The sequence below is a fragment of the Burkholderia lata genome (assembly GCF_000012945.1).
Classification (GTDB): domain Bacteria; phylum Pseudomonadota; class Gammaproteobacteria; order Burkholderiales; family Burkholderiaceae; genus Burkholderia; species Burkholderia lata.
This window is the reverse complement of record NC_007510.1, coordinates 3,479,602-3,500,255: the sequence shown is the minus strand read 5'-3', so window position 1 is coordinate 3,500,255 and position 20,654 is coordinate 3,479,602. Positions and strand designations below refer to the sequence as shown.

General features: G+C 67.8%; 21 protein-coding genes. 5 read left to right on the top strand and 16 right to left on the bottom strand.

The window, feature by feature from the left end:
• Positions 1–114: 114 nt before the first annotated feature.
• From BCEP18194_RS21830 to BCEP18194_RS21790, 9 genes are all read right to left on the bottom strand, one after another.
• Positions 115–333 carry a hypothetical protein gene (locus tag BCEP18194_RS21830; RefSeq protein WP_011353435.1) on the bottom strand — a complete coding sequence of 73 codons (219 nt, stop codon included), beginning with the start codon at positions 331–333 and terminating at the stop codon, positions 115–117.
• A complete protein-coding gene (locus BCEP18194_RS21825) occupies positions 333–794 on the bottom strand; it encodes a hypothetical protein (RefSeq protein ID WP_041493134.1) in 462 nt (153 codons plus the stop codon). Before BCEP18194_RS21825 ends, BCEP18194_RS21830 begins: the two co-directional genes overlap by 1 nt.
• Positions 795–861: 67 nt before the next feature.
• On the bottom strand, positions 862–1,182 hold the full coding sequence (locus BCEP18194_RS21820) for a helix-turn-helix domain-containing protein (protein ID WP_011353433.1): 321 nt from the start codon (positions 1,180–1,182) through the stop codon (positions 862–864).
• A complete protein-coding gene (locus BCEP18194_RS21815; RefSeq protein WP_011353432.1) occupies positions 1,175–1,540 on the bottom strand; it encodes a type II toxin-antitoxin system RelE/ParE family toxin in 366 nt (121 codons plus the stop codon). Before BCEP18194_RS21815 ends, BCEP18194_RS21820 begins: the two co-directional genes overlap by 8 nt.
• A gap of 129 nt (positions 1,541–1,669) precedes the next feature.
• Positions 1,670–3,487 (bottom strand): glutamine--fructose-6-phosphate transaminase (isomerizing), encoded by a 1,818-nt coding sequence (gene glmS / locus BCEP18194_RS21810; protein ID WP_011353431.1) that lies wholly within the window; start codon positions 3,485–3,487, stop codon positions 1,670–1,672.
• 55 nt (positions 3,488–3,542) lie between these two features.
• Positions 3,543–4,904: a bifunctional UDP-N-acetylglucosamine diphosphorylase/glucosamine-1-phosphate N-acetyltransferase GlmU gene (gene glmU / locus BCEP18194_RS21805; protein ID WP_011353430.1), complete on the bottom strand. Its 1,362-nt coding sequence runs from the start codon at positions 4,902–4,904 to the stop codon at positions 3,543–3,545.
• Positions 4,905–5,039: 135 nt separating this feature from the next.
• On the bottom strand, positions 5,040–6,035 hold the full coding sequence (gene ttcA, locus BCEP18194_RS21800; RefSeq protein ID WP_011353429.1) for a tRNA 2-thiocytidine(32) synthetase TtcA: 996 nt from the start codon (positions 6,033–6,035) through the stop codon (positions 5,040–5,042).
• A complete protein-coding gene (locus tag BCEP18194_RS21795; protein WP_041492975.1) occupies positions 6,032–6,436 on the bottom strand; it encodes a dihydroneopterin aldolase in 405 nt (134 codons plus the stop codon). Before BCEP18194_RS21795 ends, ttcA begins: the two co-directional genes overlap by 4 nt.
• A gap of 79 nt (positions 6,437–6,515) precedes the next feature.
• The gene (locus BCEP18194_RS21790) at positions 6,516–7,259 is read right to left on the bottom strand and encodes an SDR family oxidoreductase (RefSeq protein ID WP_011353427.1); all 744 of its coding nucleotides are present in this window, start codon (positions 7,257–7,259) and stop codon (positions 6,516–6,518) included.
• Positions 7,260–7,272: 13 nt separating this feature from the next.
• Between BCEP18194_RS21790 and BCEP18194_RS21785 the strand changes: the two genes are divergently transcribed.
• The gene (locus BCEP18194_RS21785) at positions 7,273–8,466 is read left to right on the top strand and encodes a class I SAM-dependent methyltransferase (protein ID WP_011353426.1); all 1,194 of its coding nucleotides are present in this window, start codon (positions 7,273–7,275) and stop codon (positions 8,464–8,466) included.
• Positions 8,467–8,476: 10 nt separating this feature from the next.
• A complete protein-coding gene (locus BCEP18194_RS21780) occupies positions 8,477–8,671 on the top strand; it encodes a DUF2905 domain-containing protein (RefSeq protein WP_011353425.1) in 195 nt (64 codons plus the stop codon).
• 338 nt (positions 8,672–9,009) lie between these two features.
• Here the strand turns inward: BCEP18194_RS21780 and BCEP18194_RS21775 are convergent, their stop codons facing one another.
• The 6 genes from BCEP18194_RS21775 to BCEP18194_RS21750 all read right to left on the bottom strand — a co-directional run bounded on the left by BCEP18194_RS21775 (position 9,010) and on the right by BCEP18194_RS21750 (position 16,086).
• Positions 9,010–9,231: a hypothetical protein gene (locus BCEP18194_RS21775; protein ID WP_011353424.1), complete on the bottom strand. Its 222-nt coding sequence runs from the start codon at positions 9,229–9,231 to the stop codon at positions 9,010–9,012.
• Between the two features lie 101 nt (positions 9,232–9,332).
• Complete coding sequence (locus tag BCEP18194_RS21770) at positions 9,333–10,241, bottom strand: carbohydrate kinase family protein (protein ID WP_011353423.1); 909 nt, start codon at positions 10,239–10,241, stop codon at positions 9,333–9,335.
• Complete coding sequence (locus BCEP18194_RS21765) at positions 10,238–11,518, bottom strand: AGE family epimerase/isomerase (protein ID WP_011353422.1); 1,281 nt, start codon at positions 11,516–11,518, stop codon at positions 10,238–10,240. The genes BCEP18194_RS21770 and BCEP18194_RS21765 overlap by 4 nt, the downstream gene beginning before the upstream one ends.
• On the bottom strand, positions 11,515–12,534 hold the full coding sequence (locus BCEP18194_RS21760; protein WP_011353421.1) for a LacI family DNA-binding transcriptional regulator: 1,020 nt from the start codon (positions 12,532–12,534) through the stop codon (positions 11,515–11,517). Before BCEP18194_RS21760 ends, BCEP18194_RS21765 begins: the two co-directional genes overlap by 4 nt.
• 363 nt (positions 12,535–12,897) lie before the next feature.
• Positions 12,898–14,736 carry an EAL domain-containing protein gene (locus BCEP18194_RS21755; protein ID WP_011353420.1) on the bottom strand — a complete coding sequence of 613 codons (1,839 nt, stop codon included), beginning with the start codon at positions 14,734–14,736 and terminating at the stop codon, positions 12,898–12,900.
• Positions 14,737–15,054: 318 nt separating this feature from the next.
• Entirely contained in the window at positions 15,055–16,086 is a 1,032-nt protein-coding gene (locus BCEP18194_RS21750; RefSeq protein WP_011353419.1) for a bile acid:sodium symporter family protein, read from the bottom strand.
• Between the two features lie 346 nt (positions 16,087–16,432).
• Between BCEP18194_RS21750 and BCEP18194_RS21745 the strand changes: the two genes are divergently transcribed.
• The 3 genes from BCEP18194_RS21745 (at position 16,433) to BCEP18194_RS21735 (ending at position 19,481) form a co-directional block, all read left to right on the top strand.
• Positions 16,433–16,915, top strand: a complete 483-nt coding sequence (locus BCEP18194_RS21745; RefSeq protein ID WP_011353418.1) for a hypothetical protein — start codon at positions 16,433–16,435, stop codon at positions 16,913–16,915.
• Positions 16,916–17,260: 345 nt separating this feature from the next.
• Complete coding sequence (locus BCEP18194_RS21740; RefSeq protein ID WP_011353417.1) at positions 17,261–18,337, top strand: porin; 1,077 nt, start codon at positions 17,261–17,263, stop codon at positions 18,335–18,337.
• Positions 18,338–18,518: 181 nt separating this feature from the next.
• Positions 18,519–19,481, top strand: coding sequence for a LysR family transcriptional regulator (locus BCEP18194_RS21735; RefSeq protein WP_011353416.1), 963 nt, complete (start codon positions 18,519–18,521; stop codon positions 19,479–19,481).
• A gap of 115 nt (positions 19,482–19,596) precedes the next feature.
• On the opposite strand, the gene BCEP18194_RS21730 is transcribed toward BCEP18194_RS21735, so the two are convergent.
• Positions 19,597–20,556: an NAD(P)H-dependent flavin oxidoreductase gene (locus BCEP18194_RS21730; RefSeq protein WP_011353415.1), complete on the bottom strand. Its 960-nt coding sequence runs from the start codon at positions 20,554–20,556 to the stop codon at positions 19,597–19,599.
• Positions 20,557–20,654: the final 98 nt, after the last annotated feature.

Genomic DNA, 20,654 nt, shown 5'->3' with positions numbered 1-20,654 from the left:
TCCGGGTTCGAATAAAAAAGGGGCGTCCATGACGCCCCTTTTTTCATGTGCGTTTCGCGGCCGGCCCGTGCAATGCGGTGACGACGGCGTGCCGATTGCGCACGCCGTGCCTGCTCAGCGGTGGCTGTCGATCCAGGCGCGAGCCCATTCGAGCCCCGCGTCGCGCGCGTCGTCTTCGGTGTCGAACACGCCGAGCACGCCGGATGCCTCGACCAGCTTGTTGTTCTGCGTGATCGTGCCGCTCGCCGCGAAGCGCTCGGGTTGCAGGATCTCGTCCTGCTGCAGGATCGCGTGGCCCCAGATCTGGTAGCCGTGGTAGGTTTGCGCTTCCATTATCGAGTCACCTCCGCGGAGCGGCCGTGCGTGCCGACCTGCAGCACGTTGCCGTCCGGCGTGTATTGACGCGGGATGTTGGAGTAATTCAGTGCGTGCTGCGCATCGGGCGCAGCCGGTTGCATCACCGTCAGGCGACCCGGTGCGGGCTGCGCGACGGGGCGCGGGGCGGCCGGCGTCTCGGCCGCGGGCGGACGATGCGAACCGGCTTTCACGGCCTGCGCGACGCGGCGCTTGTGCGGCTTCACGGCAGCTTTGGGCGTCGCATTCGCGTGCTTCTCGGCGCTCTTGCCAGCGCGCGCGTCGGCACCCGTGTGCGCGGCCGGGGTACGGGCATCCGGCGCATGAGCTGCCGGATGCCGCGCCTCGGGCGGGTTCCAGACCTCGACATAATGCTCGGCGGCCCAGCCCGTCGACGCGAACGTCAGCGCCAGCACACCGCATCCAATCAGTCTCACCATTGTCTCTCCGTCATATTCCTTGCGACCCGCGTTCGGCCGGCCGTGCATGCGCATTCGGGGCAGCGGCTCAGGAGAACACCTCGAGCCCATGCTTCTCGACGATCTGGAGCATCCGGGCCGCGATGCCGCTTGGCCGCTTGTCGCCCTGTTCCCATTGGCGGATCGTCGACGCTGTCGTGTTCAGGTAGAGCGCGAACACGCTCTGGCTGACGTTGACGGATTTGCGGATGCGGGCGATCGCTTCCGGATCGAACTGCGGGGCGGCCTCGATGCAGAGATCGTCGTACTCGCGCATCGTCTTCTTGTCGATCAGCTTGGCGCGATAGAGGCCCGACGCGGCGCTGTGGATCGCCTCCGTCGCATCGCTCTTGAATCGACTCTTAGCCATTGCAAATCTCCACAAGCTCTTTCAGTGCGATCAGCGTCGCGATCTCGGTGTCGCTGCGGCAGCCGATATCCGCGGCGAGCTTTCTGAAGGCGCGCAGTTCGCGTGCGTCGATGTTGTCCCGATCGCGCTTCGCGAACAGGAACACGAACACCCACGCCCGCCCGACCTTGCTCAGCACGATGCCGCGCTGCCGATTGCCGTCCAGGCGCATTTTCCAGACGTTGCCGCCGAGCGCGATGCCCTGGCCGCGTGCCAGTTCCTGCGCCGCGCGGCAGAGTTCGGCATCGGCGATGCCTGATTTTCTCGCTGCCTTGTGAAACCACTTCGTCTTGAAGACGCGTCGTACGGAAGCAGGCATGTCGGGCCGTTCGAGTTTGCACAGGATTATATACCACTACGTGGTATATATTTCGACCTGGCCGAATGGCCTGCTTCACGCCGGTACGCGCCCGGGACGGCCCGGCAGGGGCCATCCCGGCGACCGGTTTTACTCCACCGTCACCGATTTCGCGAGGTTCCGCGGCTTGTCGACGTCGGTGCCGCGCGCGCACGCGGTGTGATACGCGAGCAATTGCAGCGGCACGACGTGCAGGATCGGCGACAGTTGCCCGTAATGCTCCGGCATCCGGATCACGTGCAGGCCGTCGTCGTTGACGATCTGCGTATCGGCATCGGCGAACACGTACAACTCACCGCCGCGCGCACGCACTTCCTGCATGTTCGACTTCAGCTTCTCGAGCAGCGTGTCGTTCGGCGCGACCGTGATGACCGGCATCGCTTCCGTGACGAGCGCGAGTGGCCCGTGCTTCAGTTCGCCGGCCGGATAGGCCTCGGCGTGGATGTACGAGATTTCCTTCAGCTTCAACGCGCCTTCGAGCGCGATCGGGTAGTGCAGCCCGCGGCCGAGGAACAGTGCGTTTTCCTTGCGTGCGAATTCCTCCGACCACGCGATGATCTGCGGCTCGAGTGCGAGCACGCTGTTCAGTGCGGCCGGCAGGTGGCGCAGCTGCTTCAGGAATTCGGCTTCCTGCGCGGCATCGACGTGCCCGCGCAGCTTGCCGAGCGTGGCCGCCAGCACGAACAGCGCGACGAGCTGCGTCGTGAACGCCTTCGTCGATGCGACGCCGATCTCGGTGCCCGCGTGCGTCAGGAACTGCATTTCGGTGAGGCGCACCATCGCGCTCGTCGCGACGTTGCAGACCGCCAGCGTGTGCGTATGGCCGAGCGACTGCGCGTGCTTGAGCGCCGCGAGCGTATCGGCCGTCTCGCCCGATTGCGAGATTACCAGCACAAGCTGGCGCGGGTTCGGCACCGATTCGCGGTAGCGGTATTCGCTCGCGATCTCGACCTGCGTCGGGATCTTCGCGATCGATTCAAGCCAGTATTTCGCGGTCAACCCCGAGTAGTAGCTCGTGCCGCACGCGAGGATCAGCAGGCTGTCGATTTCCGCGAACGCGGCGGGCGCGGCGTCACCGAACAGCGTCGCGTCGAACGCGTCCGTTTGCGGCACGGTGTCGCTGATCGCGCGCGGCTGCTCGAAGATTTCCTTCTGCATGAAGTGGCGATACGGCCCGAGTTCGACTGCGCCGCCGTAGGCGCTGACCACGCGGATCTCGCGCTGCGCGAGCGCGCCGTCGCGGTCGACGATCTTCACGCCGTCGAGCGACAGCTCGCACACGTCGCCTTCCTCGAGGAACGTGAAGCGGTCGGTGCTGCCCGCGAGCGCGAGCGCGTCGGAGGCGAGGAAGTTCTCGCCGTCGCCGTGGCCGACCACGAGCGGCGAACCCTGGCGCGCGCCGACGACGGTGTGCGGCTGGTCCTTGTGGATCACGGCGATCGCGTACGCGCCGTGCAGCTGGCCCACCGCTTCGCGCACCGCGTCGAACAGGTTGCCGCGATACAGGCTGTGCACGAGGTGGGCGATCACTTCGGTGTCGGTCTGCGACACGAATTCGTAGCCCTTCGCGCGCAGCGCTTCGCGCAGCGATTCGAAGTTCTCGATGATGCCGTTGTGGACGAGCGCGAGCGCGTTCGACGAGAAGATCGGGTGCGCGTTGTGCGTGACGGGGGCGCCGTGCGTCGCCCAGCGGGTGTGCGCGACGCCGGTGGTGCCTTCGAGGTGCGATTCGCGCACCTGCGCGTCGAGATCGGCGACGCGCGCGACGCTGCGCGCGCGCTTCGGTGCGCCCGGCTCGAGCACGGCAACGCCGCACGAGTCGTAGCCACGGTATTCGAGGCGCCGCAATCCTTCGATCAGCACCGGAACGATATTACGCTGCGCAACTGCGCCGACAATGCCGCACATGAATGAGTCAGTCCTGTAAGTCGATGCAGACGCCGCCAGGGCGCCCGCAAAAGGTTCAGCTTTTCTTCTTGACCGGGCGGACGTAGCCGCTCTTTGCGGTCTGCGTCTTCTCGTTCAATGCGAGCAAGCCGTCGGCTACGTCCTTCCAGATCGTCGTGCCGGCGGCGATCGTCACGCCACGGCCGACGCGCACGGGCGCGACGAGCTGCGTGTCGGAGCCGACGAACACGTCGTCCTCGATCACGGTGCGGAACTTGTTCGCGCCGTCGTAGTTGCAGGTGATCGTGCCGGCGCCGATGTTCACGCGCGCGCCGATGTCGGCGTCGCCGATGTACGTCAGGTGGTTCGCCTTCGAGCCGTGGCCGATCACCGCGTTCTTCACCTCGACGAAGTTGCCGACGTGCGCTTCGTCCGCGAGCTGCGCGCCGGGGCGCAGCCGCGCGTACGGGCCGATCACGGTGTGCGCGCCGAGCTCGGCGCCGTCGATGTGCGTGAACGCGTCGATGCGCGTGCCGGCGCCGACCGACGCGTTGCGGATCACGCAGTTCGCGCCGATCGTCACGTTGTCGGCGAGCGTCACGTTGCCTTCGAACACGCAGTTCACGTCGATCGACACGTCGCGGCCGCAGCGCAGCGTGCCGCGCACGTCGAGGCGCGCCGGATCGGCGAGCGTGACGCCGTCGACGAGCAGGGCTTCGGCGATATTGCGCTGGTGGATGCGCTCGAGCTCGGCGAGCTGCGCCTTGCTGTTCACGCCGAGCGTCTCCCATTCCTCGTCGGGCTGCGCGGTGACGACCTCGAAACCGGCCTCGATCGCGAGTTCGACGACGTCGGTCAGGTAGTACTCGCCCTGCGCGTTCTCGTTCTTCAGCGCGCCGAGCCACATCGACAGCTGTGCCGTCGGCGTGACGATGATGCCGGTGTTGATCTCGGCGATCTTCAACTGCTCGGGCGACGCGTCCTTCTGTTCGACGATGCGCGTGACGAAGCCGGCCGCGTCGCGCACGATGCGGCCATAGCCGGTCGGATCGTCGAGTGTGACGGTCAGAATCCCGTAGCGGCCCTCGCGCGCGGCGTCGACGAGGCGCTGCAGCGTCGACGCGCGCGTGAGCGGCACGTCGCCGTACAGCACGAGCGTCGGTTGCGCGGGATCGAGGAGCGGCAGCGCCTGGCGCACCGCGTGGCCGGTGCCCAACTGTTCGGCCTGCACGGCAAACTGGACGTCAGGGGCGGCGACGGCTGCCTGAACCTGCTCGGCGCCGTGACCGACGACGACGACGAGCCGGGACGGCTGCAGCGTGCGCGCGGTGTCGATGACGTGGGAGAGGAGCGGCCTGCCGGCCAGGGGATGGAGCACTTTCGGCAGCGCGGAACGCATGCGCTTGCCGGTGCCTGCCGCCAAAATCACGATATTCATGGCGCCAGCTTGTCAGAGGAGTTCGAAGCCGCCTATTTTAGCATGCGGCCCCCGCCGTTCCGGGCCTGTCGCGGCGGGGCGACAGCGCCGGAAAGAGGCCTTGCGGCCCCGTTCCGACGGGTGTTCGGGCCCCGCTTACAGGTCGTCGAACTGGACGATCGAGATCGGTTGGGCGCCACCCGGCGCCGCGGTGTCGTCGCCCGACGCGCACGGTTCCTCGTCGAACGCGATGTCGCCCTGCGGATCGGCAACGCCTGACGCGCGCAGCGACTGGAACGGGTACAGCGTCGTATCCATCAGGTGCGACGGCACGACCTTCGCGAGCGCGTTGAACATGTTCTCGACACGGCCCGGGAAGCGCTTGTCCCATTCGCGGATCAGCGCCTTCATTTCCGCGCGCTTCAGGTTCGGCTGGCTGCCGCACAGGTTGCACGGGATGATCGGGAATTCGCGCAACTCCGCGTATTTCTCGAGATCGGTTTCCTTCACGTACGCGAGCGGGCGGATCACGATGTTCTTGCCGTCGTCCGACTGCAGCTTCGGCGGCATTCCCTTCAGCTTGCCGCCGTAGAACATGTTGAGCAGCAGCGTCTGCACGATGTCGTCGCGGTGGTGGCCGAGCGCGATCTTGGTCGCGCCGAGCTCGCCGGCCACGCGGTACAGGATCCCGCGGCGCAGCCGCGAGCACAGCGAGCAGGTCGTCTTGCCCTCGGGCACGAGCCGCTTGACGATGCTGTAGGTGTCCTGGTTCTCGATGTGGAACGGCACGCCGACCTGCTTCAGGTATTCCGGCAGCACGTGCTCGGGGAAGCCCGGCTGCTTCTGGTCGAGGTTCACCGCGACGATGTCGAAATCGATCGGCGCGCGCTCGCGCAGGCGCAGCAGCACGTCGAGCATCGCATAGCTGTCCTTGCCGCCCGACAGGCACACCATCACCTTGTCGCCTTGCTCGATCATGTTGAAGTCGCCGATCGCCTGGCCGACCTGGCGCACGATCCGCTTGAACAGCTTGTTGTTCTCGTACGCGTCCTTCTGTTCGCGGCGCGTCAGCGCCGGGCGGCCGGCCGGGGCGGCGGTCGCGTCGAGGGTGGCGGCATCGGCCGTCGTGTCATTCATGTGGGGGGCGTTCATGCGCGCTCCTCGTCCTTAATGCGAAAGACTTCGACGCCGACGGCGTCGCAGTCCGGATAAGCGTCCGGTTTCTCGGTACAGACGCGTACCGCGCGCACGGCATCGTGCGCCAGCAGGCGCGCGGCGATCGCGTCGCACAGCGTTTCCTGCAGGTGGATGTGGCCGCGCGCCAGACATTGCGCGACGCTCTGCTTCATCAGATCGTAGTCGACGATTTCATGCAGACGGTCGTCGACGGGAGTCGACAGCGCGAGCGGCACGAACAGGTCGACATTGATGACGACGCGCTGCTCGCCGCGCTTCTCGTGTTCGAAGGCACCGATGTTGATGTGCACTTCGTAGTCGCGCAGGTAGAGCCTGCGGCAGTCCGCGAGGCGGGGGTGCAGGAGAGCGGAAAACATGGTCGTTCCAGTCAAATTGGCGTGCGCACACGCAAAGCGGCGCGGGTGGCGGCAGTCAGGCCGCGCCTTTCCGCGCAGTTCATTCATTCGGGCCGGCGGCGGGCGGCACGAGGTGCTCGCCGCCGTCGACGGTCAGCGTCGCGCCGGTGACGCCCGGCGCACACGCGAGATAACAGGCGGCCGCCGCGATGTCGTCCGCGTGCGGCGCGTGGCCGCGCACGAGCGCCGCGACCCGCACTTTCGGCGCGAGCGCCAGCGCCAGCGCCGACGTCGCGCGGTTCAGCGCGGCCTGCATCAGCGCGTGCGACATCTGCGCCGGCGCAGGGTGAAACAGGGCCTGATCCAGCACGTGGATCGCGCAGGCGCGCAGCGCTTCGTGCTCGCGCGCGGCGTCGGGCGTCGCATCGGCGAGCGCGCGGGCCAGCGCGAGCGGCGCCGTCACATTGCGCGCGAGGGCGCTGGCGAGCGACGCGCCGTCCACCGTGTGCGCATCGTCGGCGCCTGCGCTGGCGCTCACGAACACCGCGCACGCGGGCCGGCCGAGCGCTGCGCCGCACGCGGCGACGAGGCCGGCGGCGTCGGCTTCCAGGGCCAGATCGGCGTCGAGCACGACCGCGCGGCGGCCGAGCGCCGCGACTTCGGCGACAAGTGCGTCGGCCGCCGCATGCGGCGTGCCGTGGCTGCGCTGCAGCGCGACGTCCCAGCCGCGCCGGGCGAATCCCGTCGCCAGCGCACGGCCGATCGACGCGGCGTCGGCCGCGCTGCCCAGGGCACCGGTGACGAGCGCCACGCGCTGGGTCGACGTATCGGCTGAAACGGTCATTTACAATGCCGGGATGAACCCGAAAGCTCACGAACCCGCTAGTTTACCTGCTCCCGGCCCTGACGCGCTTGCGCAGTCCGAAACCCTCGCCACGCAACTGCGCGACGAGATCGCGGCGGCTGGCGGCTGGCTGCCGTTCGACCGCTTCATGGAGCGCGCGCTGTATGCGCCCGGCCTCGGCTATTACAGCGGCGGCGCGCGCAAGTTCGGGCGCCGCGCCGACGACGGCAGCGACTTCGTCACCGCGCCCGAGCTGTCGCCGCTGTTCGCGCAGACGCTCGCACAACCGGTCGCGGAAGCGCTCGCGGCGAGCGGCACGCGCGGCGTGATGGAATTCGGCGCTGGTACCGGCAAGCTCGCGGCCGGGTTGCTCGCGGCGCTCGACGCGCTGGGCGCCGAACTCGACGAATACCTGATCGTCGACCTGTCCGGCGAGCTGCGCGAGCGGCAGCGCGACACGATCACGGCCGCCGCACCGGTGCTCGCCGCGAAGGTGCGCTGGCTCGACGCGCTGCCCGAGCGGTTCGACGGCGTCGTCGTCGGCAACGAGGTGCTCGATGCGATGCCCGTGCGCCTGTTCGCGAAGGCGGGTGGCGGATGGCAGGAGCGCGGCGTCGCGCTCGACGCGCAGCAGGCGTTCGTGTTCGAAGACCGTGCGGCGGCGCCGGCCGGCCTGCCACCGGTGCTCGCGGGTCTTGACGATGCGGCGGACGGCTACGTGACCGAGACGCACGAGGCCGCGCTGGCGTTCACGCGCACCGTCTGCACGATGCTCGGGCGCGGCGCGGTGCTGCTGGTCGACTACGGCTTTCCCGCACACGAGTACTACCACCCGCAGCGCGACCGCGGTACGCTGATGTGCCACTACCGCCACCACGCGCACGACGATCCGTTCCTGTACCCGGGGCTGCAGGACATCACCGCGCACGTCGAATTCACCGGCATCTACGATGCGGCCGTCGCGACTGGCGCTGATTTGCTCGGCTACACGTCGCAGGCGCGCTTCCTGCTGAACGCGGGCATCACCGACGCGCTGGCCGCGATCGATCCGTCGGACATCCGCGCATTCCTGCCGGCCGCGAACGCGGTGCAGAAGCTGATCTCCGAAGCCGAGATGGGCGAGCTGTTCAAGGTGATCGCGTTCTCGCGCGGCATCGACGGCACGCTCGACGCGTTCGCGCGCGGCGACCGCTCGCACGCACTCTGACGGAGCCGACATGCTGCGCTGGCTGATGACGACGTTCGTCGCGGTGATGATCCTGACGCGCTGCTGGCCGTGGCTCGGCAAGCTCGGCATCGGGCGGATGCCGGGCGACGTCACGCTGACGCTCGGTGGGCGACGCTACCCATTCCCGTTCATGTCGACGCTGGTGCTGACGATGCTGCTGTCGATGGTGGCGCGGCTGCTTTAGGGCCTGTTCACGCTAATAACGGGCTTGCGAACGTGCCTTTCCGCTCGCAGTGCAAGAAGTAAGGAGCGCCGTTTGGCCGTGCCAAACGCCCCGAAGGAAGTCCCCTTGGGGGACAAGCGACGAACGACGCCGCAATGCGGGCGGAAAGGCACGTTCCCCTGTTCGGGAAAATTCATTTGTGGGGCTGGCCACCAGAAGGGCCGATCGCTGCGTCATGCTCCTCGCGAATACGTTGAGTATTCGCTTCGTCGCAATCCTTGCGCTCGGCCCTTCTGGTGGCCAGCGCAAGCCCGTTATTAGCGTGAACAGGCCCTAAGCCGCGCCTGAATGGCGGCGCGTTACAGCTCGATTTCGCCGAGGATCCGGTGCGCGAGCGCTTTTGCCTCGTCGAACGCTTCTTCCTCGCTGGGGCTCGTCGAGTGGACGTCGTAGCGCGTGTTCTCGGTGTCGTCCCCGTCGTCCCGCGCGAGGATCACGTAACCCTGGAACTGCCCGTTGCCCGCATGCTGGGTATGCGCCTTGGCCGTGTAGATGCCCTTCGTGAACGTGTTGGTGTCCATCGTGCTCTCCCGCAAAAGGACACTTCATCGTAGCACTGCGGCGCAGCATGTACAGCGCGGCTTATCGGTGACCGAACGGTGCCCGGTCGCCGTCTTTTCCATCATCGTTCGATCAGTGCGACGACCTCGTCGAGCGTTGGCGCGTGCGCGCCCGTATGCCGGCACGCGGCGGCGCCCGCCGCCAGCGCGAACACGAGATGCTCGCGCCACGATCGCTGCGGCGCGGCCATCAGGCTGAACAGCATGCCGCCGATCGACGCGTCGCCCGCGCCGACGGTGTCGGCCACCTCGACGCGCGGCGGGCTGGCTTCATGCACGTCGCCGTCCGCGTAGAGCGTCGCCGCCTGCGCGCCGCGCGTGACGAGCACCGCCGCGTGCGGGTTCAGCGCGCGCACCGCGCCGATCGCGTCGGGGCCGTCGCCGCCGAACAGGTGCCGCAGGTCCTCGTCGGACACCTTGATCAGGTCGGCGAGCGCGGCCATCTTCGCGAGCGTCGGCTGGAACGCGGCCGTCATCAGGTTCCGGACGTTCGGGTCGAAGCTGATCTTCACGCCACGCGCATGCAGGTCGGCCGCGAGCGCGGCCAGCGTGCCGGCGAGCGGCTCGCGCACGAGGCTGATGCAGCCGAAATGCGCCCATTTCACGTGGTCGGTCCAGCCGGCCGGCAGTTGCGCCGGATCGAACGCGAGGTCGGCGCTCGCTTCGCCGATGAAGAAGTACGCGGGCGGGCGGGTCTCGTGGACGATCGCGAGCAGCGGCGGCCGCGCGACGCGCTGCAGGAAACGCAGGTCGAGCCCGGCCGCTTCGCTCGTGTGCCACAGCACGTCGGAGAAGCAGTCTTCGCCGATCGAGCCCGCGAGCGCGCTCGGCACGCCGAGCCGCGCAACCGCGCGCGCGACGTTCCAGCCGGCGCCACCCGGCACCGAGGTCCATTGCGCATCGCCCGCACGCACCATGTCGGTCAGGATGTCGCCCGCCGACACGAAAGCCGGAAACGTGCCGCCACTCATTGCGTCGGCTCGCTGCGCTGCGCGCGCGCGAGGGTCGCGAGCACGTCGTAGCACGCGCCCATCGTGTGATAGTCGGTCTTGCCGGCCGGGCTCTTCTCGTCGCTGTATTTGCGGTTGTCGCAGGTGAGGATGCGGTACCACGCGCCGTAGCGGTGATCGACGAAGTGCGTCCAGCTATAGCGCCAGATCTCGTCGTACCAGTCCCAGAAACGCTCGCTGCCGGTGCGCGCGCCGAGCATCGCGGCCGCCGCGAAGGTTTCCGCCTGCACCCAGAAATACTTGTTGTGGTCGCAGATCGTGAAGTCGGGGCCGAAGCCGTAGTACAGGCCGCCGTGATCGGCGTCCCACGCGTGCGTGAGCGCGGCGTCGAACAGCTCGGCCGCGCGCGGCACGAGCCAGTCTAGCGGGCGGTGCCGCTCCAGGATCAGCAGCAGCTTTGCCCATTCCGTCTGGTGCCCCGGCTGGAAGCCCCACGGACGGAAGATGTTCGAACTGTCTTCCTTGTTGTAGTCCCAGTCGACCGACCAGTCCGCATGGTAGTGCTCCCACACGAGCCCGCCCGACAGTGCGGCCTGGCGCTGCGTGATGTGGGACGCGAGCTTTTCCGCGCGATCGAGGTACGTGAGGTGGCCGGTCGCTTCGTACGCGGCGAGCAGCGCCTCCGTCATGTGCATGTTGGCGTTCTGGCCGCGGTACGACGACACGATCCAGTTCGGCGTCGCGTCGTCCGCATAGAGGCCCGCGGCCGCATCCCAGAAGCGGTGCTCGGCGAGCTCGAAGGTGGCCGCGATCAGCGGGCGGGCCTCGTCGAGGCCGGCCATCGTCGCGTGCGAGGCCGCGAGCAGCACGAACGCGAGCCCGTAGCAGTGGCGCGTGCCGTCGAGCGTCGCGCGTTTCGCGCCGTCGCGCCAGTCGAGTTCCCAGTCGTAGCCCTGCAGTTCGTCGTCCCAGTGCGCGTCGCGCAGGAAGCGCAGCCCGTGGCGCGCGTATTCCAGGTGGCGCGGATCGCCGAAATGCCGGTACGCCATCGCGTAGTTGAAGACGAACCGGCAACTGCTGACGAGGTGGCGCGACGTGCGGTTGTAGATGCTGCCGTCGTCGCGGAAGTAGTGGTAGAAGCCGCCCGTCGGGTCGAACGCGTTCGTGGCGTAGAAGCGCAGCGTGTCCTCGATGTGCGACAACAGGAACGACGGATCGCGGAAACTCGCGACGAACGGCGCGGCTTGGGTGTGGGTGGCCGGCGCGGCCGTGCAGGGTTGGACCGGGGGCATGTTCATGATTCGGTGACCGTGGCGGTATCGAGTGCCGGGGAGCCGGCGGGCTGGCTGCTGGCCCGCACGATCAGCTCGACGGGCAGGGAAATCTCGGTGCGCTCGGGCGAGTCGGCGAGCAGCAGCTCGACGCCGCGGCGGCCGAGCGCCTCCTTGTCGACCGCGAGCGTCGTGAGCGGCGGGCTTGCGTGCGCGGCGGCCGGGATGTTGTCGAAGCCGACGATCGCGATGTCGTCGGGAATGCGCAGCCCGCGCGCGGTGCACACGCGCTGCGCGGCGAGCGCGGCCGCGTCGTTGTACGCGAAGACGGCTTCCGGGCGCGGGCCCGGCGCGTCGAGCAACTGCTCCATCGCTCGCGAGGCACCGGTGTCGGGATCGAGCCCCGCGTCGATCGTCACTTCGTACGCGGGATCGAACAGCCGCCCGGCTTCGAAGAACGCGCGGCGGTAGCCGATCGCGCGCTGCGCAATGCTGTAGTGCGCGGGCGAGCCGCCGATGAACGCGATCCGCGTGCGGCCGGTGGCGAGCAGGTGGCGCATCGCGAGCGCCGCGCCCGTCGCGTTGTCGATATTCACCGAACGCAGCCCGGGCGCCCACAGGTCGATCAGCACGAGCGGCCGGCCGGTCGCGGCGAGCGCTTCGATCGTCTCGGGCTCGATGAAGCCGGCCACCGCGATCGCGTCGGGCGCGTGCGGGCGCATCTGGCGCAGCACGTCGTCGTTCGGCCCGACCGTGAGCAGCGTCGGCACGATGCCGCGCTCGCGGCACGCGTCCTCGACGCCGTGCAGCACGTGCGAGAAGAACGGGCTGGCCGGAAAGCGGTTGTGCTGGCGGTGCAGCAGGAAGGTGAGCCGGCGGATGCGCGGCCGCAGTTGCGCGGGATCGTAGCCGAGTCGTTGCGCGATCTCGACGATGCGCGCCCGCGTCGCTTCGGACAGGCCCGGCTGGTTTTTCAGCGCGCGGGAGACGGTGCCGATCGAGACCTCTGCCGCCCGCGCCACATCGCGAATGGTCGTACCCATCGTTCGGGGTCCGGTTTGTTTAGGGTGAAAGCGATTGTATAGTAAAACATATCGCGGAATTCGGGCCGGATAGCCGGGGAATACCCGCGAATTCCCGGTTTTTAAGCGCTAATCTGCGAAAACACCGTTACTAAAAATACTAAACAAAACGCGAAAAAGGCAAGGTGGACGTGCGGGTGCCTGGCGAGCGGGAAGTGGGTGGCAAGCGGGCCGGCTCCACGCGTCCGCGGGAGCCGTGCCCGACTGCCTCCGCGGGCCGCCGGGAGGCTGATGGGCAACTAACGGTCTCGCTGCCTGGCGGGCGAATGCGCGCCACCGCCGCACCGGGCGCCGCCGTGTCTGCAAACGGCGGCCGCCCGCCGTTCAGCGGATTGCCACGGCCGACGGCTCGCCGCGATGGCGCAGCGCGGCGCGCCCCGCATCGAGGTCGACGACCGCGAGCCCATCCGGCTGCTGTTTCGCGCGCCGCTTCGCGAGCGCCGCGACCGACGCGATCTCGTCGCTGCCGTAGCGCTTCGCGCCGTGCGCGCCGGCCGGCACGCCGACCGCGCCGATCGCCATCGTCACGAAGCCGAAGAACGCCGGGTTGCCGTGGCGGTCTTCGCCGTGCAGCCCGCCCGCCTGCCGGTCGGCCTGCGTGTAGAAGAGTTGCGCGCCGTCGTTGAAGCGCGCGATCGCGTCGGTGGCGCGTTCGCGCCAGTCGGCGCGCTGGAACAGCACGAGGAAATCGTCGCCGCCGACGTGCCCGAGAAAGTCGCGCTGCGGGTCGCACACGCCGGCCAGCACCGTCGCCGCGAATTTCAGCACCTCGTCGCCCTGCCAGTAGCCGTACTGGTCGTTGAACGGCTTGAACTGGTTCAGGTCGACATAGCACGCATGAAAGCCGGCGTCGCGCTGGAGCAGGCGGTCGATGTGCGCGCTGATCGGGATGTTGCCGGGCAGGAACGTCAGCGGATTCGCGTAGCGCGCGGCCTCGATGCGCATCTCGGTCACCGCCCGCACGAGGCTCTCGCCGGTGCCAAGCCCGACGTAGCGGCCGTGTTCGGTGATCACGAAGCCGTCCGCGAGATAGCGCTGGTCGTGGCTCGCGAGCAGCATCGCGAGCTGCTCGAACGTCGTCGCGTTGTCGATCATCAGCGGCGCGTCGTTCGCGAACTGCAGGCACGGCTTCTTCCCGAACACCTCGCGGTGGTACGGCAGCGCGAAGCGGTCGATGAAGCCGCGGCGATTCACGAGCGCGACGGGCCGCCCGCGTTCGACGAGCGCGACCGCGTGCAGGTCGGGCATCCGGTTGAACAGGTCGAGCACGTCGTTGCTGGTCGCGTCGCGCGGCAGTGCCGGCGCCGGCACCAGCATCTTCCCGGCGATCGTGCCGGCCGGCCGCACCGAGCGCGTCGCGCCGGGAAACACCGCGATGTGCGGCGCGCGGATCGCGTCACGCGCGGCCGGTGCGACGACCCGCGACGGCTGCGCGTTCGGCCGGCCGAGCAGGAAGCCCTGAACGCAGCAGATGCCCATGTCGCGCACGACGATCAGGTCGCATTCGTTCTCGATGCCTTCCGCGATCAGTTGCGCGCCGCTCGCCTGAGCGAAGTGCTGCATCGCCTTCACGGCTTCGAACTTGAGCGGGTCGCGGGCGATGTCGTGGATGAAGAAGCGGTCGATCTTCACGACGTCCGGATGCAGGCGCAGCCACAGGTTCATGCTCGCGTTCGCGGTGCCGTAGTCGTCGAGCGCGAACTGGACGCCGGCGTCGCGCAGCGACGCGACGGCCGGCCCGATGTGGGCGACGTCGGGAATCGCGTTCTGCTCGGTCAGCTCGATCACGATGCGCTCGGCGGCGATCCGCGCGCGGACGAGGAGCTGGCGTACGCGCTCGCGTTCGCTGGCGAGCTTCAGGATCGTCCCGGCGCTGAAATTGAGGAACAGCTTGCCGTCGCAGCCGAGTGCCGCGAACGCGTCGAGGCAGGTGAGCGCGGCTGCCTGTTCGAGCGCGAGGGTTTCGCCTTCGCGCGCGGCCTGCGCGAACAGCGCGACGGGCGGCTCGAGGTCGGTGCCGCGCGGGCCGCGTATCAGGCCCTCGTATCCGACGACCGTTCCCGACCCGAGATCGACGATCGGCTGGAAGACGGCGGCGAGCGCGCGATCCGCGATCAGGCGCGTGATGCTGGCGGCAGCGGAGTCGGGGTGGGGCGCGGGCATGGGCGAGGGCAGCCGAATCGACAGGACGCCCGACTTAACGGCATCGCTCGCGGAGAATTGAATGAAGATTTCGTGACGCGATGGGCGCTGCTGGTGCATCGCGCCTGGGGCACATCGGTGTGTATTGGGAAGGGGGGAGGCGGAAGGCGGAAAGGCGAAAAGGCGAAAAGGCGAAAAGGCGAAAAGGCGAAAAGGCGAAAAGGCGAAAAGGCGGAAAAGCGGAAAAGCGGAAAAGCGGAAAAGCGGAAAAGCGGAAAAGCGGAAAAGCGGAAACACCGGGACGGCACCACTCGCTGGCCGTCCCGTCGCCCTGGATCGTCAGCGCTTGCCTGCGCTCAGCGCGCCGGGCGCCGACGTCGCGTCGCCCTCGTCGTGCTCGCCGCTCATGTCGCGCGCCCCCCAGCGCTGCGCGAGCGCCGCGCACGCCATCAGCTGGATCTGGTGGAACAGCATCAGCGGCAGCACGATCGCGCCGACCGCGTTCGCCGAGAAGATCACCTTCGCCATCGGCACGCCGGCCGCGAGGCTCTTCTTCGACCCGCAGAAGATGATCGTGATCTGGTCGGCGCGGTTGAAGCCGAGCCGCTTGCTGACGAACGCGGTCAGCAACAGCGCGATCGCGAGCAGCACGAGGTTGACGACGAGCAGGCCGCCGAGCGCGCGCGGCGGGATCTGGTGCCACAGGCCTTCGTTGACGGCCTCGCTGAAGGCGACGTAGACGACGAGCAGGATCGAGCCCTGGTCGACGAAGCGCAGCACGCCGCGGTTGCGGTCGATCCAGCCGCCGATCACGGGCCGCAGCAACTGGCCGGCGATGAACGGCACGAGCAGCTGCATCACGATGCTGCCGACGGTGCTCCACGGCGACGCGGCGGCCGCCGACTGCGACGTGATCATCAGCCCGACGAGCGCCGGCGTGACGAAGATCCCGAGCAGGCTCGACGCGGAGGCCGCGCACACGGCGGCCGGCACGTTGCCCTTCGCGATCGACGTGAACGCGATCGACGACTGGACCGTCGACGGCAGCGTGCACAGGAACAGCACACCCGCATACAGCGTCGGCGTGACGAGCGGCTGCAGCACGGGTTTCAGCGCAAGGCCGAGCAGCGGGAACAGCGCGAACGTGCTGAGCAGCACGACCGCGTGCAGCCGCCAGTGCGTCGCACCCGCGACGACGGCTTCACGCGACAGCTTCGCGCCGTGCAGGAAGAACAGCAGGCCGACGGCAATGTTGGTTGCCCAGTTGAACGCGTGAGCGGCCGGGCCGCGGCACGGCAGGAGGCTCGCGAGCACGACGGTGCCGACGAGCGCGAGCGTGAAGTTGTCGGGAAGAAAACGGGGACGGGCCATCGGGAACTCGATTCGGAAACGACGGAGATGCGCGTCGCGCGCGCGGATGGCGCCATTGTCCGGGTTGGCGATTAACTACACAAATTCATTGTGGGAATCGATTGATGATTCAATCTCATGCAACAGCGCTCACGGCACCGGCCCGGCCATGCGCAAAACGGCAGAAGAATGTTCTGTCGCGGTCGCCCGCAGAAGTGAAAAAACCTAGCAGTAACATGGTGTTACACCGATGCCGGCGACATAACACTTTTTGGCTCGACACGCTTTCGGCCCGCTCATAAATTACTGCTGAAAGCCTTGCGTCGGCCGAAAGGAGCCGGCGGCGGGCGTGGACAGGCACTGAACGATGACGGAACGGGTGAAACGGAAGATCGGACGATGGGTGGCAGGCGTGCTCGGCGCGCTGCTGATGCCGCTCGCGCTCGCGCAACCGCCCCACGGCGGTCATGGGTTCGGCGGCCACGGCTTCGGTGGTGGCGACATGCGCGCGTACGGTCAGCCGGCTGGCGGTGCCCCCGTCTGGCGCCGCGTGGCGCCCCCTGCCGGTGCACGCACCGGCGGCGTGAACGGCTACGGTTCCCGCTGGGGGCTGCGGCCGACGCCGTCGTATGGCCATTACGCCGCGCAAAGCCCGTATCGCCCGATCAGCGCCGACGTGCGCCAGGTGCCGCGCCCGCCGGGCGGCGGCAACGTGCCGCTGCGCGCCGGGTCGATCCGCGCCGACGTCGCACGCTACAACGAGGAGCGCGGCGGACGTCCGATGCCGCCGCCCCGCTCGCAGGAAGAGCCTGCACACTCGCCGTTTTTCTCCCCGTTCTACCGAAACTGAGCGCCCGCGCGCTCGTCCCTCCGCCGGCTGATGCGAATTCGCCACAGTCGCGCACAGATTTCCGCTGATTTTCCCGTCGCATTGCGCTATCTTTCGCGCCCGGCTCGCGTGTGCCACGCTGCCGTCCCGCCGCGCGACCGCGTTCACGCGGGGCCGCCGGCGGGTACCCGGCCATGTATCAATTCCGCGAAGTTAATGCTGCCGCTATACCAGCAATAAGTGTGCGCAATTTTGACCGGACGAATGATCCGTAAAGATGGCTGCGCCCCATACGACGCAAGCACTCGGCTCCAAAAAACAACGCTCGCGCCACTTATCGACAATTCGACAAAATCTGGAGATCCAATGAAAGCATTCGCTCGCCGTGCGTCGCGCACGTCCGTCAAGCTGATCGCCGCGGCTGCCTGCGTGGCGGCTACCGCTCCCGTCCATGCACAGTCGAGCGTGTCGCTCTACGGTCAGGTCGACGAATGGGTCGGCGCAACCAAGTTCCCGGGCGGAGACCGCGCGTGGAACGTGAGCGGCGGCGGGATGTCGACGTCGTACTGGGGTTTGCACGGCGCCGAGGATCTCGGCAACGGCTACAAGGCGATCTTCACGCTGGAAAGCTTCTTCCGCGCGCAGAACGGCCAGTTCGGCCGCTTCCAGGGTGACACGTTCTTCGCACGCAACGCATACGTCGGCATCGATTCGCCGTACGGCACGGTGACGGCCGGCCGCCTGACGACGCACCTGTTCCTGTCGACGATCCTGTTCAACCCGTTCTACGACTCGTACACCTTCTCGCCGATGGTGTACCACGTGTTCCTCGGCCTCGGCACGTTCCCGACCTACCCGAGCGACCAGGGTGCCGTCGGCGATTCGGGCTGGAACAACGCGCTGTCGTACACGTCGCCGTCGTTCGGTGGCCTGAATTTCGGCGCGATGTACGCGCTCGGCAACCAGGCCGGCGACAACGGCTCGAAGAAGTGGAGCGCGCAGTTCAACTATGCGAACGGCCCGTTCGCGGCGACCGCGGTCTACCAGTACGTGAACTTCAACAACGGCCCGCGCGACCTGAGCGCGCTGGTGGCCGGCATGAAGAGCCAGGGCATCGCGCAAGTCGGCGCGACCTACGACCTGAAGTACGTGAAGCTGTTCGGCCAGTACATGTATACGAAGAATGACCAGGTCGCGGGCAGCTGGCACGTGAATACCGCGCAGGGCGGCGTGTCGGTGCCGCTCGGCGTCGGCAACGCGATGGCGTCGTACGCGTACTCGCGCGATTCGGGCGGCCTCGACCAGACGCGCCAGACCTGGGCCGTCGGCTACGACTATCCGCTGTCCAAGCGCACGGACGTCTACGCTGCGTACATGAACGACCACATCAGCGGCCTGTCGACCGGCAACACGTTCGGCGCCGGCATCCGCGCGAAGTTCTGACGCGCACGCACGACCGCTGCGCCGGACGCGCGTGAAAAGCGCGTCCGAACTGCATGTTTTCCCGCCCAAACGGCGCCGCGACCCCGCGGCGCCGTTTTGCCTTTCTTGACCTTTCTGTTTCCCGGCCTTTGTTACCCTATCTCGTAATTGGACCATTCCCCCGTCATTACGAGCTAGTTCGATGGATACCCTCGTCAGCATGAATGTGTTTCGCTACGTCGTCGAAGTGGGCAGCTTCGTCGGCGCGGCCGAGCGCATGCAGATGTCGGCTGCGATGGCGAGCAAGCACGTGATGCATCTCGAGCAGCAGCTCGGTGCGCGGCTGCTGCATCGCACGACACGACGCGTCGCCCCTACCGAGGCAGGACGCGAATACTATGAGCGCCTCGTGCAGGCGCTGTCTGAACTCGACGAAGCCGGGCAGGCCGTCGGCGCCGCGAGCGTGGTGCCGCAAGGCAGGCTGCGCGTCACGTCGCTATCGGCATTCGGGCTGCGGCACGTGATGCAGGCCGTCACCGATTATGCGGGCCGGTTCCCGGACGTGACCGTCGACATGACGCTGTCCGATCGCGTGGTCGACCTGATCGAGGAAGGCTACGACGTCGCGGTGCGTGCGGCGCCGAACGGATTGAAATCGTCGTCGCTGGTTGCGCGGCAGATTGCGACCGCGCACATCCTGCTGGTCGCGTCGCCCGAGTATCTCGAGAAGCACGGCACGCCCGCGACGATCGCCGATCTCGCGCATCACAACTACCTGCGGCGCGACTCGAATTCGACGATGCTCGACTCGCTGGTGATCGACGCGGCCGCCGCGTCGCGCGTGAACCTCAACGGCAACCTGATCGTCAATCATCTCGAAGGGCTGCGTGCGGCCGTGCTCGCGGGCGCGGGCATCGCGCTGCTCGGCACCGAGGTGGTCGGCGACGACATCGAGTCCGGCCGGCTCGTGCCGGTGCTGCTCGATGCGGTGCCGCCGCACGAAGCGCCGATCTATGCGGTCTACGCGAGCCGTCGTCACGTGTCCGCGAAGGTGCGGTCGTTCGTCGATTTCCTGGCGGCGCGTTTCGAAGGGCAGTCGCTGTGCCCGTCGATCGAATCGCGCCTGCGCGTGCTGCCGATCACGCGGATGAAGCGCGCGGTCTGAGCCGTCTTTCCCGTGGCAGTGGGGCAATAAAAAAGCGCGAACCGCTGCGGTTCGCGCTTTTTGTTTGGTCCGACGGAATGCGTGCCGGCGGCGGCCGTGATGGCCGCCGCATTCGTCAGCGCGGAATGCCGAGCCGCGCCTTCGCGTCGTCGTACTCGCGCTTCAGGCGCTCGACGAGTGCGCCGACGCTCGGCAGGTCGTCCATCAGGCCGACACCCTGGCCTGCACCCCAGATGTCCTTCCACGCCTTCGTCTTGTCGCTGCCGAAATTCATCTTGGTCTTGTCGGATTCCGGCAGTGCCTCCGGATCGAGGCCGGCCTTCTCGATGCTCTCGCGGATGTAGTTGCCGTGCACGCCCGTGAAGAGGTTCGTGTAGATGATGTCCGACGATTTCGCGTTCACGATCGCGTGCTTGTAGTCATCGATCGCGTGCGCTTCCTGCGTCGCGATGAAGCGCGTGCCCATGTACGCGAAGTCGGCGCCCATCGCCTGCGCCGCGAGGATCGAGCCGCCGTTCGCGATCGCACCGGACAGCACGATCGGGCCGTCGAAGACCTTGCGGACTTCGCCGACGAGCGCGAACGGCGACGTCGTGCCCGCATGGCCGCCTGCGCCGGCCGCGACGAGGATCAGCCCGTCGACGCCGGCTTCGAGCGCCTTCTGCGCGTGACGCAGGTTGATCACGTCGTGCAGCACGATGCCGCCGTAGCTGTGCACCGCGTCGACGATCTCGCGCGCCGGTGCGCGCAGGCTCGTGATGAAGATCGGCACCTTGTGCTCGACGCACACGCGCACGTCGTGCTCGAGCCGCGCATTCGACTGATGGACGATCTGGTTGACCGCGATCGGGCCGATCACCGCGTCGGGATTTTTTGCCTGGTGGTCGGCGAGTTCGGACTGGATCTGCGTGAGCCACTCGTCGAGCAGTTCGGCCGGACGGGCGTTGAGTGCGGGGAACGAACCGACGATGCCCGCCTTGCATTGCGCGAGCACGAGTTCGGGGTAGCTGACGATGAACATCGGCGACGCGATGACGGGCAGCGTCAGGTTCTGCAGGACGGTGGGCAATGCCATGTGATGTCTCCAGTCTCCAGGGGCGGCCGCGCGGTCGCGCCGACGCCATGCTTTGCGGTCGAACGGTGATTCGAGTGTAGCTGCGAAACGAGGTCGCT

Coding starts and splice junctions, on each gene's coding strand:
- BCEP18194_RS21830 (WP_011353435.1), bottom strand. CDS start 333: ATGGAAGCGCAAACCTACCACGGCTACCAGATCTGGGGCCACGCGATC.
- BCEP18194_RS21825 (WP_041493134.1), bottom strand. CDS start 794: ATGGTGAGACTGATTGGATGCGGTGTGCTGGCGCTGACGTTCGCGTCG.
- BCEP18194_RS21820 (WP_011353433.1), bottom strand. CDS start 1,182: ATGGCTAAGAGTCGATTCAAGAGCGATGCGACGGAGGCGATCCACAGC.
- BCEP18194_RS21815 (WP_011353432.1), bottom strand. CDS start 1,540: ATGCCTGCTTCCGTACGACGCGTCTTCAAGACGAAGTGGTTTCACAAG.
- glmS (WP_011353431.1), bottom strand. CDS start 3,487: ATGTGCGGCATTGTCGGCGCAGTTGCGCAGCGTAATATCGTTCCGGTG.
- glmU (WP_011353430.1), bottom strand. CDS start 4,904: ATGAATATCGTGATTTTGGCGGCAGGCACCGGCAAGCGCATGCGTTCC.
- ttcA (WP_011353429.1), bottom strand. CDS start 6,035: ATGAACGCCCCCCACATGAATGACACGACGGCCGATGCCGCCACCCTC.
- BCEP18194_RS21795 (WP_041492975.1), bottom strand. CDS start 6,436: ATGTTTTCCGCTCTCCTGCACCCCCGCCTCGCGGACTGCCGCAGGCTC.
- BCEP18194_RS21790 (WP_011353427.1), bottom strand. CDS start 7,259: ATGACCGTTTCAGCCGATACGTCGACCCAGCGCGTGGCGCTCGTCACC.
- BCEP18194_RS21785 (WP_011353426.1), top strand. CDS start 7,273: ATGAACCCGAAAGCTCACGAACCCGCTAGTTTACCTGCTCCCGGCCCT.
- BCEP18194_RS21780 (WP_011353425.1), top strand. CDS start 8,477: ATGCTGCGCTGGCTGATGACGACGTTCGTCGCGGTGATGATCCTGACG.
- BCEP18194_RS21775 (WP_011353424.1), bottom strand. CDS start 9,231: ATGGACACCAACACGTTCACGAAGGGCATCTACACGGCCAAGGCGCAT.
- BCEP18194_RS21770 (WP_011353423.1), bottom strand. CDS start 10,241: ATGAGTGGCGGCACGTTTCCGGCTTTCGTGTCGGCGGGCGACATCCTG.
- BCEP18194_RS21765 (WP_011353422.1), bottom strand. CDS start 11,518: ATGAACATGCCCCCGGTCCAACCCTGCACGGCCGCGCCGGCCACCCAC.
- BCEP18194_RS21760 (WP_011353421.1), bottom strand. CDS start 12,534: ATGGGTACGACCATTCGCGATGTGGCGCGGGCGGCAGAGGTCTCGATC.
- BCEP18194_RS21755 (WP_011353420.1), bottom strand. CDS start 14,736: ATGCCCGCGCCCCACCCCGACTCCGCTGCCGCCAGCATCACGCGCCTG.
- BCEP18194_RS21750 (WP_011353419.1), bottom strand. CDS start 16,086: ATGGCCCGTCCCCGTTTTCTTCCCGACAACTTCACGCTCGCGCTCGTC.
- BCEP18194_RS21745 (WP_011353418.1), top strand. CDS start 16,433: ATGACGGAACGGGTGAAACGGAAGATCGGACGATGGGTGGCAGGCGTG.
- BCEP18194_RS21740 (WP_011353417.1), top strand. CDS start 17,261: ATGAAAGCATTCGCTCGCCGTGCGTCGCGCACGTCCGTCAAGCTGATC.
- BCEP18194_RS21735 (WP_011353416.1), top strand. CDS start 18,519: ATGGATACCCTCGTCAGCATGAATGTGTTTCGCTACGTCGTCGAAGTG.
- BCEP18194_RS21730 (WP_011353415.1), bottom strand. CDS start 20,556: ATGGCATTGCCCACCGTCCTGCAGAACCTGACGCTGCCCGTCATCGCG.